Here is a 14,184-nt window from a genome sequence, read left to right as displayed (position 1 = left end):
ATGATCTACGAGCGGCTCGACGTGGTGGTCTGGGCCACCACCCTGCTGGTGTTCGTCCTGCTCGGGGCGCGGGCGTGGGCGGTCGAGACGGCCGGGGCGCAGCTCTACCGCACCGCCCCGAAGGTGCGGGTGCTGACCATCGGGTCGTGGCTGGCCGTCATCGCGCTGGTCGTGCTCCTGGCCGTGCAGGGCGGCGTCCTGCTGGCGCAGTCGATCATCACCCGCACCGACCCGTCCGACGTCGTGACGGTCGTGCCGGCCAACCCGCCGCCGCCCGCGCCCGTGGACCCGAACGCGCCGCCGGCGGCTCCCGCCGATCCGAACGCGCCACCTCCGGCCGACACCGGTGCCCCGCCGGCGGACGCACCGGTGGACCCAGCGGCCCCGGCCGGCTGAGCCGGCACCGGCGCCGCGTCGACCAGCATCCCGGCCTCATGATCAGCGAGTCGGCGCATTCCCGGGCGGAAAACGCCCGTTCTCGCGCCGACTTGCCGATCATGGCGAAGACCGCGGGCCGTGGCCCCGCCCGGCGCACGGGCGGGGCCGGGCGGTTCACTGGCCGGCGAAGCCGATCGCGACGTACTTCGTCTCCAGGAACTCGTCGATCCCGACGCTGCCACCCTCGCGGCCGAGGCCGGACTGCTTGATGCCGCCGAACGGGGCCGCCGGGTTGGAGACCAGGCCGGTGTTCAGCCCGATCATCCCGGCCTCCAGCCGCTCCGACACGCGCAGGGCGCGCGTGAGGTTCTCCGTGTACAGGTAGCTGACCAGGCCGTACTCGGTGTCGTTGGCCGCGGCGACGGCGTCGTCCTCGTGGTCGAAGACGCTGATCGCCGCCACCGGGCCGAAGATCTCCTCGGAGGTGAGGCGGGCCTCCAGCGGCACCTCGGACAGCACCGTGGGCCGGTAGAAGTACCCCGGGCCCTCGCCCGGCTCGCCGCCGACGTGGACGCGGGCGCCGCGGCCGACAGCGTCCCGCACGAGCTCCACGACCTTGTCGCGGCCCTTCGCGTCGACGAGCGGGCCGACCTGGACGCCGTCGTCGGTGCCGCGGCCGACGGTGAGCGCCCCCATCTTCTCGGTGAGGCGGCGCGCGAACTCCTCGGCGACGCCGCGCTGCACGAGGAACCGGTTGGCGGCCGTGCAGGCCTCGCCCATGTTGCGCATCTTCGCGAGCATCGCGCCCTCGACGGCCTTGTCCAGGTCGGCGTCGTCGAACACGAGGAACGGCGCGTTGCCGCCCAGCTCCATCGACGTCTTCAGCACCTTCTCCGAGGCCTGCTCCAGCAGGAGCTTGCCGACCGCGGTGGAGCCGGTGAAGGACAGCTTGCGGGCGCGCCCGTCGCGGATCAGGGGCTCCATGACGCCGCCTGCGTCGGAGGTGGTGACGATGTTCAGCACCCCGTCGGGCAGCCCGGCCTCGGCCAGGATCGCGGCGAGCGCGTGCATCGACAGCGGGGTCTGGGCGGCGGGCTTCAGCACCATGGCGCAGCCGGCCGCGATCGCGGGGCCGATCTTGCGGGTGCCCATCGCCATCGGGAAGTTCCACGGCGTGATCAGCAGTGACACGCCGACCGGCTGCTTCTGCACGAGGAACCGGCTCGCGCCGTTCGGGGCCACGGCGTAGCCGCCGTCGATCCGCACGGCCTCCTCGGCGAACCAGCGGAAGAACTCCGCCGCGTAGGCGACCTCGCCCCGGCTCTCGGCGAGCGGCTTGCCCATCTCCAGGGTCATGAGCAGCGACAGGTCGTCGATGCGCTCCATGATGACCTCGTAGGCGCGGCGGAGGATCTCGCCCCGCTCCCGGGGCGCCACCGCGGCGAAGGACTGCTGCGCGGCGACCGCAGCGGCGAGCGCGTCCATGCCGTCCTCGGGGCCTGCGTCGGCCACCTCGCAGAGCGCCTTCCCCGTGGCGGGGTCGTCGACGGTGAGGGTGCGGCCCGACGCGGCGGGGCGCCAGGACCCGCCGATGAACAGGCCGGTGGGCACCGCGTCGACCACCCTGGCCTCGTCGGCGGTCGCGCTGCTGGTGGCGGCGGAGTTCGTCATGGCCGCGATGCTGCCATCGCACGTCGCTCGACGTACACCCCGGTCCACGCCGTCGGGCGGGTATGAAAGTGCTCTCCACCACTCGGTGGGCGCGGACGTCATGGCGCAGGATGTCCCCGTGACCGCAACGCTGCACCGGCTGCCCGAACTCGTCCCACCACCGACCGAGCTCCCGCCGCGGGCGGCGGCGTTGCGGGAGGAGGTGCGGGCGTTCCTCGACGAGGAGCGGGCCGCGCAGCGCTGGGTGCCCCGCGCGGACGTGTGGCTGTCGGGCTGGGACGAGCGCTTCACCCGCGAGCTGGGTCGCCGCGGCTGGCTCGGCATGACCATCCCGCAGGAGTACGGCGGGCACGGCGCGTCGCCGCTGGACCGCTACGTCGTCACCGAGGAGCTGCTCGCGGCCGGTGCGCCGGTGGCCGCGCACTGGATCGCCGACCGCCAGATCGGCCCCACGCTCATGCGGTTCGGCACCGAGGCGCAGCGGCGGAGGTTCCTGCCGGGCATCGCGGCCGGTGAGGTCTACTTCGGGATCGGGATGAGCGAGCCCGACGCCGGCTCCGACCTCGCGGGCGTGCGCACCCGGGCCGAACGGGTGGACGGCGGGTGGGAGCTCACCGGCACGAAGGTGTGGACGTCGGGCGCGCACCACGCCCACGCGTTCTTCGCGCTCGCCCGCTCCGCACCCCGCGACGAGCAGAACCGCCACGCCGGGCTCTCGCAGTTCATCGTGCTGCTGGACTCCCCGGGCGTGCAGATCCGCCCGATCCCGCTGCTCACCGGGGCGCACCACTTCAACGAGGTGGTGTTCGACCGCGTCTTCGTCCCCGACGACATGGTCCTCGGCGAGATCGGCGCCGGCTGGGGCCAGGTCACCAGCGAGCTCGCGTTCGAGCGCAGCGGCCCCGAACGGTTCCTGTCGACGTTCCCGCTGCTGGTGGCGCTGATCGGGGAGCTCGCCGGCACGAGCGGGGCCGAACGCGAGGTCGGCGGGCTCGTCGCCCGGCTGTGGACGCTGCGGCGGATGTCGCTGGCGGTGGCCGGTTCGCTCGAGTCGGGGCAGGCCCCTGAGCTGGCCGCCGCCGTCGTCAAGGACCTGGGCACGCGATACGAGAACGAGGTGATAGACGTGGCCCGGCTGCTGGTCGCGACCCCGCCCGACCCGGGCGCCGAGAGCGGCTACGCCCGCCTGCTGGCCGACGCCGTGCTGCACGCCCCCGGGTTCACCCTGCGCGGCGGGACCAACGAGGTGCTGCGCGGCATCGTCGCGCGCGGGATGGGGCTGCGCTGATGGCCGACACCGAGCTGCAGGAGCTGGCCGAGTCGATCTTCGGGGACGCCGCCTCGTCCGACACGGGGTTCGACGCGCCGCTCTGGAGCACGCTGGAGGAGACGGGGCTCGCCCGGCTGACCCTGCCCGCCGGTGCCGGCGGCAGCGAGGGCACCTTCGCCGACGCGGCCGTGGTGCTCGCCGCGGCCGGGCGGCACGCGGCGCGCGTGCCCCTGGTCGAGACGGACCTGCTCGCCGGCTGGTTGCTGCACGCCGCGGGCGTCGACGTGCCGGCCGGGGCGCTCACCGCGGTGGCGGGCGACCTCGAGGTGGACGGCGGGCGCGTGCGGGGGCAGCTGGCCCGCGTGCCGTGGACCCGGGCCGCCGCGGCACTGGCGGTGCTCACACCCACCCGGGTCGTGCTGCTCGCGCCGGGGACGCTGACGATCACCGACGGGGCCAACCTCGCCGAGGAGCCGCGCGATGCGGTGGCGGTCGACGGGGAGGCGGTGGCGGTGGCACCGGCGCCGGACGGCGCGGCGGGAGAGCTGCGCGTGCGCGCCGCGTTGGGACGCGCCCAGCTGCTCGCTGGCGCGGCCTCGGGCGCGCTCGCCGCGACCGTCCGGTACGCGGGGGAGCGGGTGCAGTTCGGCCGGCCGATCGGGCGTTTCCAGGCCGTGCAGCAGCAACTGGCCGAGGCGGGGGCGGAGGTCGCGGCGGCATCGGCGGCCGCGTCGGCCGCGGCGGGTGCAGCCACCGCGGACGGCATGGCCGCGGCGTCCACGCGGTTCGCGGTGGCCGCAGCGAAGGCCCGGACGGGGGAGGCCGCGGGCACCGTCGCGCGGATCGCCCACCAGGTGCACGGCGCCATCGGCTTCACCCGCGAGCACGACCTGCGGTTGTGGACCACCCGCCTGTGGGCATGGCGCGACGAGGACGGCTCCGACGCCGAGTGGAACGCCGAGGTCGGCGCCGCGGCGCTGGCCGCGGGACCCGCGGGGCTCTGGCCGCTGGTCACCGGGAGCCCCTGACCGAAATCGGGATGATCACGACGAACGGCACTCTCGTCGGTACCTAGCCGACGAGAGTGCCGTTCGTCAGCTGAGGCCTACTCGCCGCCGGCCCGGTTCACCCGGCCCTCGTGGATCCCGCGCTGGAACGTCGTGAGCCGGCCGCGGATCGCGTCCGCGTCGCGGGCGGGGCCGCTCGGCGTCGGGCCCGCCGGGCCCGCGTTGCCCGGGAGCAGCCGGTTGCGCGGCACGCGCTTGGGCAGGCCCGCCTTCGTGACGCCGTCCTCGGTGCGGTTCGTCGCCGCGCGCGCCGCCTGCCAGAGGCTGTCGGCGGCGGTGGCGAACGACGCCGGGTCCGGGCCGCGCGCACCGACCGCGACCGGGATCACCTCGGTGGCCGTCTCCGCAGGCACCGAGGTGACGTGGAACCACCCGGACGTGACCTCGGCGAAGATCGGTGTGGCGTCGGCGTCGTCGAAGGAGGCGCCTGCGAACGGGTCGCGCGGGCGGGGCTCCTCCGGATCGGGCAGCGACGACGGGGGCACGAGCGGCTCGAACAGCGCCGCGCCGTCCAGCTCCCGGGGAGCGGCGGGCACCGGCACCGGTACCGGCGCCCCCTGCGCCGGCACGACGGGCAGGCGCAGCGTCTCGGCCCCGACCGAATCCTGTTCCGCCAGCGGCGCGGACCACGCCCCGGCAGGCGCGCGCCGGCCGCCGTCGGTCCCGTCCGGGATCACGATGCGCGCGGGCAGCGGGGGCGCCGCCTCGAACCGCGACCACAGCACCTGGTCGGGCTCGCCCTCGCGCTCGCCGACCAGGTCGGCCGGCACGGTGACGCGCGCGGTGACGCCGTGGGCGCGCCCCTCCGCCGACGCCCCGCGGGAGGGGCCCATCGAGTCGGTGAACAGCCCGACCCAGACTCCGTGCCGGTTGGCGAGCTTCCCGACCACGAACAGGCCCATCTGCTGGGACGCCGCGACGGTGGCGGTGGCCTCGCTCGGGTTGCGCAGCCGGGCGTTCAGCGTGGCGAGCTCGCCCGCGGACATCCCCGGCCCGCTGTCGAAGATCTCCACCAGGATGGAGTCGTCCCGGGCCTGGCTGCAGCTCATCACCACCTGCGTGTCGGGCGGGGAGAACTTGGTGGCGTTGTCGAGCAGCTCGGCGAGCAGGTGCTGGATGTCGTTGGCCGCCTCCCCGACGAACACGGCGTCCGGGGAGGTCTGGACGGTGACGCGCGCGTACTGCTCGATCTCCGAGACCGCAGCGCGGAGCACGTCCAGCACCGGCATGGGGTCGCTCGCGTCCCGCTCGACCTCGGTGCCGGCCAGCACCAGCAGGTTCTCGCAGTTGCGCCGCATCCGGGTGGCGAGGTGGTCGAGGCGGAACAGGTCGGAGAGCTGCTCGGGGTCCACCTCGCCCGCCTCGAGCTGCTCGATGAGCAGGAGCTGGCGGTCCACCAGTGACTGGCTGCGCCGGGAGAGGTTGACGTACATGGCGTTGACGTTGTTCTGCAGCGTGGCCTGCTCGGCCGCCAGCCGGACCGCCTGCGCGTGCACGGCGTCGAAGGCGCGTGCGACCTGGCCGACCTCCTCGCGCGTGACGACCGGCACCGGGTTGACGTCGACGTTGGGCACCGACCCCTGGCGCATCCGCTGCACCGCCTCGGGCAGCCGTTCCTGGGCCACGAGGATGGCGCTGCGGCGCAGGGTGCGCAGCGCGGCGAGCATCGCCCGGGCGACGAACCCGACGATGGCGGCGGCCAGCAGGAGCGCGACGATCAGCGCCGTGACGTTGATCCAGGCCTCGGCGATGGCGCTCTGCCTGCGCTCGGCGGCCGTGATGCGCAGCTCGGCCCGCACGCCCTCGCCCGCCGCGTCGAGCTCGCCGAGGAACCGGCTGTAGACATCGGCGACGCGGACGACGTCGACCCCTTCGCCGGCGCCCCCGGCGGCGAGCACCGACTCCACGAGCGTGGCGCGCTGCGCGTTGGCCGACCCGGCGATGAGCCCGCCGTAGCGGACGCGCTGCGCGGCGTCGAGCGCGACGCGGAACTCGGCGAGGCCGCTGCTCAGGCGCGCCCCGCTGTACTGCAGGTCGGCGGCCAGCGGGGCGGAGAGCCGCCCCCGCACCGCGATGGCCAGCTGGGCCTGCTGGAGGGTGGCCTCGTTGCGGGCGGCGTCGATGCCCGCGAGGCTATTGGCGAGACCGAGCACCTCGGCGGTGTTGACGTTGCGCAGCAGCGCCCTGTCCAGCTGCACCAGCTGCTCGAGCAGCTGGGAGTACCGCGAGATCACGGTGGTGGCCGGCGCGGTGGAGCCGGTGACGACCTCCCGCAGCCCGGGCAGGCGCTCGAGGGCCTGCGCGGCCTGCCTGCGCACCAGGTCGAGCCCGGCGACGTCGTCGATGTGCAGGCCGGCCACGGCGTCCTGGCTCTGCGCCGCGCGGTGGTCCACCGACTCGATGACGCGCCGCAGCGCGCGGTCGTCGACGCGGCCGTTCGCCACGAACTCCGCGGCGCGGTAGCGCTCCCGCTCCACGTCGACGATGAGGGAGGACACCACTCCCTGGACGCCGACGAAGCGCGCCACGCGGTCCCGCTCGTCGGCCTCGGCCGTCTGGTCGGCGATGCGGAGGACACCGAGGGTGACGGCGAGCAGCAGCGGGACGAGCAGCACCACGGAGAACTTGACCCGCAGGCTCCAGTGCTGCGGCGACCGCCACGCGAACCGGCCACGTGGCGGCGTGCGGGTGTCCCTGGTCACGTCGACATCTCCACGCCTGGGGGGAGCGCGCGGCGCGGACGCCGCGGTTCGGTCGCCGCTGCTCACGGCCCGACGAGTGGTCGCGATCAGCAGTTGTCGCAGTGTAGCCAGGTCTGGCTGCTCAGGTGAGAGATCTGTTACACAGTTGCGCCGAACGGGGCTGGATAGCTGCGCTGCGTCACTGTACGTGCACGTGGAGGTCCCCCGCCGAGGGACTCCCGTGTTGACACTGCTCTGCGTGCCGATGATGCTGCGCTCCGCAGACGATCACTCACGCACGGCCGCCCAGCGGGCGCGGTCTCCACGGCGCCCAGGGAGGCAGCATGCGTCGGCTGGATCGCCGTCGCTTCCTGAGGACGGTGGCCGCCACCGGCGCCGTCGCGGCGGCGGGCGCCTGCGCTCCGGCACCGCGGGGTGCCGCCGCGGCACCGGGTGCGACCGGCACCGTCCGGATCGGCTTCGTCAGCCCCGAGACCGGTGCGCTGGCCGCGTTCGGGGAGACCGACCAGTACGTCGCCGCCGCGTTCGAGGAGCACGTCGCGCGCCACCCGCTGCAGATCGGTGGCCGGGCACACGGCGTCGAGGTCCTCAAGCGCGACAGCCAGTCCGATCCGGATCGCGCGGCCGACGTCGCCGCCGACCTGATCCTCAACGACCGAGTGCACCTCGTGCTGGTCTCGTCCACCCCGGACACGACGGACCCGGTGAGCGACCAGTGCGAGGCGGCCGGGGTGCCGTGCGTGGCCACCGCGACCGCGTGGCAGCCCTGGTCGTCCGGGCGGAGCGGCCTCGCGTGGAGCTACCTGTTCTCCTGGGGGCTCGACGACGTCGAGGCCGTTTACGCCGCCATGTGGGACCAGGTGGCGACCAACCGCACCGCCGGGGCGTTGTGGCCCGACGACCCGGACGGGCTCGCGTGGGCCAACCCCGACACCGGTGTCCTGGCGGGCCTGGCCGCGCGCGGCTACTCCGTCGTCGACCCCGGCAACCACGCCGCGGGCACGCAGGAGTTCTCCACGCTGATCGCCGCGTTGCGCGCCGCGGACGCCGACGTCCTGTTCGGCGTGCCCGCCCCGGCGGACTTCGCCGCGTTCTGGCGCCAGGCCGCGGACCAGGGCTACCGGCCCCGGATCGCGACGCTGGGCAAGGCGCTCGTCTCCCCGGCGGACGTGGAGGCGCTCGGACCGCTCGGGGCGAACCTCGCCACCGAGGTCTGGTGGTCACCCGCCCACCCGTTCACCTCGTCGCTCACCGGCCAGAGCGCCGCGGCGCTCGCCGAGGCCTACACGGCGGCGACCGGGCGGCGGTGGTCGCAGCCCCTCGGCCCCGCGCACGCGCTGTTCGAGGTCGCGGCCGCGGCGCTGTCCGCGGTCGGCGCGGTCGAGGACCGCAGGGGCATCGCCGACGCGATCGGACGGCTGCGGCTCGACACCGTGGTCGGTCCGCTGGACTTCACGGCGGGCCCCGTGCCGAACGTCGCCACGACGCCGCTGGTCGGCGGGCAGTGGCGCGCCGGCCCGGCCGGGGTGGAGCTGGTGGTGGTCAGCAACACCGGGCACCCCGAGATCCCGGTGGCCGGCGCGGTGGAGCCGCTGCCGCCGGCCTGACCGGCGTCAGCCGGGCAGCTTGCGGAAGTCCCAGCTCGTGATCTTCTCCGGCACCAGCCGCAACCACGCGTGCCGGCCGTCGTGGTGCACGGCGCCGCCGGTGTAGCGGTCCGCGAACAGCTGTTCGGGGCCCTCCAGTTCCGGCACCGGGTCCCCGGTGCGCGGCACCTCGCCGACGACCTCGACCCGCCCGCGCAGCTCGACGCCGCGCAGCTCGTCGTAGGCCTGCCCGGCGTCGACGACGACCGCGACGCGCGGATCGCGCCGCAGGTCCGCCCAGCGCCGGCTGCGCACCACCGAGGTGAGCCACAGCGCCCCGCCGTGCCAGGCGAACCACAGCGGGGTGGCGTGCGGTCCATCCGGACCGACCGTGGCGACCCGGCAGGTGCGCTCCTCGGCGAGGAACGCATCGACCTCTTCCGCCGTCATCGCGATCCGCCGGCCCCGCCGCTGCTCCTGCACGGACGCCGACGCTACCGCGACCGCGCGCTCAGCTCAGGGCAGGCGGCGGGTGTCGATCGGGTGGCCGCGGGCCGCGGCGGCCAGCTCGGCGCGCGCGGAGCGGCGGCGCAGGGCGGGGCTCGCGGTGGCGGCGCGGTCGGCCATGCCTGCCAGCACCTCCCGCAGCGCCTCGTCGGCCCGCACCCGCGGCTCCCAGCCCAGCTCGCGCCGGGCGCGCGTGCTGTCGAGCAGCGGCACGGCGAAGGCGAGGTCGAGCCAGCCCGGGTCCAGCGGTTGCAGCCGCAGCCGCCACGCCGCCGCGGCGGCTCCGCGCAGGGCCCGCGCCGGCAGGTGCACCGCGCGGGCGCCGAGCACGCCTGCGATCACGTCGCGGGTGATCGGTGGGTCCGCGGCGAGGTTGAACGGGCCCGTCGCCCGCTGCTGGAGGACCCGGGCGACCGCGTCGGCGGCGTCGGCGGTGTGCATCAGCGGCACGACCAGCCCGCGGTCGAGCGGCAGCAGCGGCACGTGCCGCAGCAGCGCCGCGGGGACGTACGGGGGCACCGCGTAGCGCAGCAGCGCGCTGCCGATCCCGCGCTGCACCATCAGGCCCGGCCGCATCCGGGCCACGGCGGTGCCGCCGGGGTGGCTGCGCTCGTGCTCGTCGAGGATCCGCTCCGCGGCGGCCTTGTGCCTGCTGTAGGGCGAGGACTCGATGCCCTCGGTCGGCCACGACTCGTCCACCGGTTCCTTCGGGCCGGCGGAGTAGGCGCCCAGCGAGGACATGTGCACCAGGTGCGGCACCCCCGCGGCCTGCGCGGCCCGCACCACCGAACGGGTCCCGTCGACGTCGAGGCGGCCCAGGTAGCCGATGTCGTGGGAGGGCTGGAAGCCCCAGGCGAGGTGGACGACCGCGTCGGCGCCGGCCAGGACCGGTTCCAGCACGTCCGGTCCCGCGTCGGCGAGGTCGAGCGCCACCCAGCGCACGCCGGCGTAGGGCGGGCCCGCCGACGGGGGGCGGCGGCAGATCCCCACGATCTCGTGCCCGGTGAGCCGCCGCAGCAGTGCCGTGCCCACGTTGCCGCTGGCGCCGGTGATGACGATCCGCACATCCGGCAGGTGCCCGCGGGGCGCGCCGGCAAACCGGGAGGGGTAGAACCGCACCGTGGACGATGTCGTCGACGTCGCCGTCGTGGGGGCGGGCCCGGCCGGGAGCGCCGCCGCGCTGCGCGTGCTGCAGCTGCGCCCGGACGCCCGGGTGCTCCTGTTCGACGCCGCGGCCTTCCCCCGCGACAAGACCTGCGGGGACGGGATCGCCGCCCACGCGCTCGACCTCCTCGACGGGCTCGGCGTGCACGGGGTGTCCGGGCTGGGCCCGCCGGTGCCGCGACTGCGGCTGCGCAGCCCGGGCGGGCGGGTGGTCGACCGGGCCTGCGCCCGGCCCAACCGGGTCGTGCCGCGGGCGGTGTTCGACGCCGAGCTGGTCGGCGCGGCCGTCGCGCGGGGCGCCCGCCTGCGCCGCCACCGCGTGCGGCGGCTCGAGGCCGGGGCGGACCGCGTCCTCGTCGACGACTTCGCCGCGGCCCGCGTGGTGATCGGCGCCGACGGCGCCAACTCCGTCGTCCGGCGGCTGCTCGGCGCCCCCGACCCGCCGCCGTCGACCGTCGCGGTCGCCGTGCGGGGGTACACCCCGGCGACCCCGGACCCGGACGCGCTCGTGATCGAGTTCGCGCGCGGTCCGTACCCGGCCTACGCGTGGTCGTTCCCACTGCCGGGCGGGGGCGCCAACGTCGGGTACGGGGTGTTCGACCGGCGCGGCGGCGGGTCGCGCACCGAGCTACTGGCGGCGCTGCGCGCGCTGCTGCCCGGCCAGGAACCGGACCCGGCGACGGTGCGGGGCCACCACCTGCCGCTGTCGACCGGCCCGCGCCACCAGCCCGACGGCCGGGTGCTCCTGGCCGGTGACGCGGCGGCGCTGGTCAATCCGCTCACCGGCGAGGGGATCTTCGACGCGCTCGCGTCCGGAGCGCTGGCCGGGCGCGCCGCGCTGCTCGGCCCGGCGGCGGGCGCGGCGCACCGGGCCGCCATGCACCGGGCGTTCCGCCGCCACCACGCGCACGCCGGCCTGCTGGCCCGGCTGCTGCGCCACCCCCGCTTCCTGGACGCCGCGGTGACGGCGGCGTCGCGCCACCAGTCCGTGTTCGACGCCGCGGTCGACCTCGGCCTTGGCTGCGGCACCGCGCCGGCCCACGCCCTCGCCCGGGTCGCGCTGAGCTACGCCACCCTGTCCCGGACGCGGGGTGCGGTGCGGGTGGGATGAACGTGGTGGCGAGCCGCCGGCCCGGGGATCGCCATGGTGTTCATGTCACCGGTGTTCATCTCACCGCTCGGAACTCGACCCGATCCGCGGGGAGCATGGGTCAGGACGAGGCGACGAGCAGCAGCAGGACGGCGAGGGCCGCGGTCATCAGCACGGCGCGGAACGGGGCGCGCGAGCCCGGCCGGCGCCCGGCGCGGAACCCGGCCGCGAGCACCAGCGCCGCGAGCACGGGCACCGACCAGGCGAGCGCGGCCGGCAGCGGCGCGGCGACCGCGAGCACCACGGTGGCGGCGAGCAGCAGCAGCCCGGCCGCGGCCCGGCTGCCCGCGGCGCCGAGCCGGTGCGGCAGGCCGCGCACGCCGGTGGCGGCGTCGTCGTCCAGGTCGGGCAGCACGTTCGCGAAGTGGGCGCCCGCGCCGAGCAGCGCCCCCGCCGTCGGCAGCCACCACGGCACGGGTGCTCCGGGCAGGCCGAGCAGGACGAACACCGGCAACAGCCCGAAGCACACGACGTAGGGCAGCACGGACCACCGCGTGGCCTTCAGCCCGAGGTCATAGGCCCACCCGGCGCCCACCGCCACCAGGTGCACGACGCCCGCGAGCGCGCCGGACGCCAGCGACAACGGCACGCACACCACCGCGGCGACGACGGCGGCGACACCGACGGTCCGCACCGATACGGCGCCGGTGACCACCGGCTTGTCGCTGCGCGCGACCGCCGTGTCGCGCCCGGCGTCGAGCGCGTCGTTGAGCCAGCCGATCGACAGCTGCCCGGCGAGGACCGCGCCCGCGACGAGCAGCACGCCGCGCACGTCCCGGCCGGCGATCACCGCGAGCGCCGTGACCATCGCGGTGACCGCGACCGTGGGCTCCGGGTGGCAGGCCCGCAGCAGCGCGAGCGGGGTCGCGACGGCGCGCAGCACGCCGCCCAGTCTGGCAGCCTGGCACGGTGGCCCGCGCCCGCAACGACCCGGCGCAGTACGACGACCTGGCCGGGCAGTGGTGGCACCCCCGCGGGCCGTTCGCGATGCTGCACTGGCTGGCCGCCGCCCGCGGGGCGCTGGTGCCGCCGCCCGCCCGCGAGGGCGCGGTGCTGGTCGACCTGGGCTGCGGGGCCGGGCTGCTCGCCCCGCACGTGCGCGGGTACCGCCACATCGGCGTGGACCTCACGGCCTCGGCGCTCGCCCAGGCCGCTCGGCACGGCGTCGTCGCGGTGCGCGGGGACGTCTCGGCCGTGCCGCTCGCGGACGGCTGCGCCGACGTGGTCGCGGCGGGCGAGATCCTCGAGCACGTGCCGGACCTGCCCGCCGTCGTCGGCGAGGCGTGCCGGCTGCTGCGCCCCGGCGGCCTCCTCGTGATCGACACCATCGCGGCGACGGCGCTGGGCCGGTTCGTCGCGGTGACGCTGGCCGAACGCGTGCCCGGTGGCGCGCCCCCGGGCATCCACGACCCCGCGCTGTTCGTCGACCGGGAGGAACTGGTGCGCGAGTGCGCCCGCCACGGCGTGGCGCTGCGGCTGCGGGGCATCCGCCCGTCGGTGCCCGGGCTCGTGCGCTGGCTCGCCCGCCGCGGCGAGTCCGTCGCGATGGTGCCCGTGCCCACCACCGCGGTGCTCTTCCAGGGGGTGGGCCGCCGTGGTTGACGCCGCCGCGGGTGGGGGAGCCGGGAGGGTGCAGCACCCCTCGGCGTACGTGGCGGCGATCGGTACGGCGGTGCCCGGCGGGCCCGTCGAGCAAGGGCGGTTGTGGGAGGGCTTCTTCGCCGCGCACTTCCGCGGCGACCGGGCCGCGGAGCGCATCTTCCGGGGCGCGGGCGTGCAGCGCAGGCACGCGGCGGTGAACCCCCTGCTCGAGGACGTGGGCGGGTGGTCGACCGGGGACCGGATGCGCCGCTACGCCGCCGAGGCCCGCCCGCTGGGGAAGGAGGCGGTGGCGGCCGCCCTGGACACCGCCGGGCTGCGTCCCGACGAGGTCGGGCTGCTGGCCGTCGTCTCGTGCACCGGCTACGCCACCCCCGGCCTGGACATCCACGTGGCCGCCGACCTCGGCATGGCCGCCGACGTGCAGCGCCTCGTGATCGGGCACATGGGCTGCTACGCCGCGATCCCCGGGCTGGGCGCCGTCGCCGACCACGTCACGGCGCGGGGCCGGCCCGCGGTGGCGCTGTGCCTGGAGCTGACGTCGCTGCACGTGCAGCCACCGGCCCCCGACCGCGGCCAGGTCGTCTCCCACGCCCTGTTCGGCGACGCGGCCGCCGCCGTCGTGGTCGTGCCGGGCCGGCCGCAGGCCGGGGGGCTCGAGGTCGTCGACGTCGCCGCCCTGACCGACCCCGGCACCGCCGACCACATGACGTGGGACGTCACCGACCTCGGCTTCCGGATGGGTCTGTCGCCGGAGGTGCCTGCGGTGCTGGCCCGCCACGTCCGGGGCATGGTCACCGGGCTGCTCGGGCGGCACGGGCTGAGCATCGCCGACGTGGACGGCTGGGCCGTGCATCCGGGCGGCCCGCGGATCCTGAGCACGGTGGCCGAGCAGCTGCGCCTGCCCGACCGCGCGCTGGACGCGTCGCTGCGGGTGCTCGCCGAGCGCGGCAACTGCTCGTCGAGCACCGTGCTGCTGGTCCTCGACGAGTTGCGCGCCTCCGGGCGGCCCCGCCCCGGGCGTTCCGCCGTCGCGATGGCCTTCGGGCCGGGGCTGACCCTCTACGCGGCGCTGCTGCGGGCCTGCTGA

General features: G+C 76.2%; 12 protein-coding genes. 7 read left to right on the top strand and 5 right to left on the bottom strand.

The genetic code is table 11. The features are described from left to right. Positions 1-396, top strand: a complete 396-nt coding sequence (locus tag FB558_RS34380) for a hypothetical protein (protein WP_142060935.1) — start codon at positions 1-3, stop codon at positions 394-396. Between the two features lie 156 nt (positions 397-552). Here the strand turns inward: FB558_RS34380 and FB558_RS34375 are convergent, their stop codons facing one another. Beyond that, positions 553-2,049: an NAD-dependent succinate-semialdehyde dehydrogenase gene (locus FB558_RS34375; protein WP_142060932.1), complete on the bottom strand. Its 1,497-nt coding sequence runs from the start codon at positions 2,047-2,049 to the stop codon at positions 553-555. Between the two features lie 118 nt (positions 2,050-2,167). On the opposite strand from FB558_RS34375, the gene FB558_RS34370 reads away from it, so the two are divergent. Beyond that, on the top strand, positions 2,168-3,337 hold the full coding sequence (locus FB558_RS34370; protein WP_246106971.1) for an acyl-CoA dehydrogenase family protein: 1,170 nt from the start codon (positions 2,168-2,170) through the stop codon (positions 3,335-3,337). Further along, positions 3,337-4,347 carry an acyl-CoA dehydrogenase family protein gene (locus tag FB558_RS34365; RefSeq protein WP_142060928.1) on the top strand — a complete coding sequence of 337 codons (1,011 nt, stop codon included), beginning with the start codon at positions 3,337-3,339 and terminating at the stop codon, positions 4,345-4,347. Before FB558_RS34370 ends, FB558_RS34365 begins: the two co-directional genes overlap by 1 nt. Before the next feature lie 77 nt (positions 4,348-4,424). On the opposite strand, the gene FB558_RS34360 is transcribed toward FB558_RS34365, so the two are convergent. Beyond that, the gene (locus tag FB558_RS34360) at positions 4,425-7,088 is read right to left on the bottom strand and encodes a nitrate- and nitrite sensing domain-containing protein (RefSeq protein ID WP_142060926.1); all 2,664 of its coding nucleotides are present in this window, start codon (positions 7,086-7,088) and stop codon (positions 4,425-4,427) included. A 323-nt stretch (positions 7,089-7,411) separates the two neighbouring features. Between FB558_RS34360 and FB558_RS34355 the strand changes: the two genes are divergently transcribed. Then, a complete protein-coding gene (locus tag FB558_RS34355) occupies positions 7,412-8,695 on the top strand; it encodes an ABC transporter substrate-binding protein (protein ID WP_142060924.1) in 1,284 nt (427 codons plus the stop codon). Positions 8,696-8,701: 6 nt separating this feature from the next. Here FB558_RS34355 and FB558_RS34350 read toward each other — a convergent pair whose 3' ends face one another. Next, complete coding sequence (locus FB558_RS34350; RefSeq protein WP_142060922.1) at positions 8,702-9,157, bottom strand: pyridoxamine 5'-phosphate oxidase family protein; 456 nt, start codon at positions 9,155-9,157, stop codon at positions 8,702-8,704. Between the two features lie 33 nt (positions 9,158-9,190). After that, positions 9,191-10,300 (bottom strand): NAD-dependent epimerase/dehydratase family protein, encoded by a 1,110-nt coding sequence (locus FB558_RS34345; protein WP_246106970.1) that lies wholly within the window; start codon positions 10,298-10,300, stop codon positions 9,191-9,193. 1 nt (position 10,301) lies between these two features. Here FB558_RS34345 and FB558_RS34340 point away from each other — a divergent pair, with 1 nt between their 5' ends. Then, positions 10,302-11,456 (top strand): NAD(P)/FAD-dependent oxidoreductase, encoded by a 1,155-nt coding sequence (locus FB558_RS34340; protein WP_211367044.1) that lies wholly within the window; start codon positions 10,302-10,304, stop codon positions 11,454-11,456. A 100-nt stretch (positions 11,457-11,556) separates the two neighbouring features. Here FB558_RS34340 and FB558_RS34335 read toward each other — a convergent pair whose 3' ends face one another. Continuing rightward, positions 11,557-12,378 (bottom strand): UbiA family prenyltransferase, encoded by an 822-nt coding sequence (locus FB558_RS34335; RefSeq protein WP_342787627.1) that lies wholly within the window; start codon positions 12,376-12,378, stop codon positions 11,557-11,559. Between the two features lie 26 nt (positions 12,379-12,404). On the opposite strand from FB558_RS34335, the gene FB558_RS34330 reads away from it, so the two are divergent. Both FB558_RS34330 and FB558_RS34325 read left to right on the top strand, forming a co-directional pair. Next, complete coding sequence (locus FB558_RS34330) at positions 12,405-13,097, top strand: methyltransferase domain-containing protein (RefSeq protein ID WP_246106969.1); 693 nt, start codon at positions 12,405-12,407, stop codon at positions 13,095-13,097. A gap of 49 nt (positions 13,098-13,146) precedes the next feature. After that, entirely contained in the window at positions 13,147-14,184 is a 1,038-nt protein-coding gene (locus FB558_RS34325) for a type III polyketide synthase (protein WP_142061881.1), read from the top strand.

Origin of the sequence: Pseudonocardia kunmingensis (assembly GCF_006716445.1) — a bacterium.
GTDB classification, from domain to species: domain Bacteria; phylum Actinomycetota; class Actinomycetes; order Mycobacteriales; family Pseudonocardiaceae; genus Pseudonocardia; species Pseudonocardia kunmingensis.
This window is presented reverse-complemented; position numbering and strand designations above follow the sequence as displayed.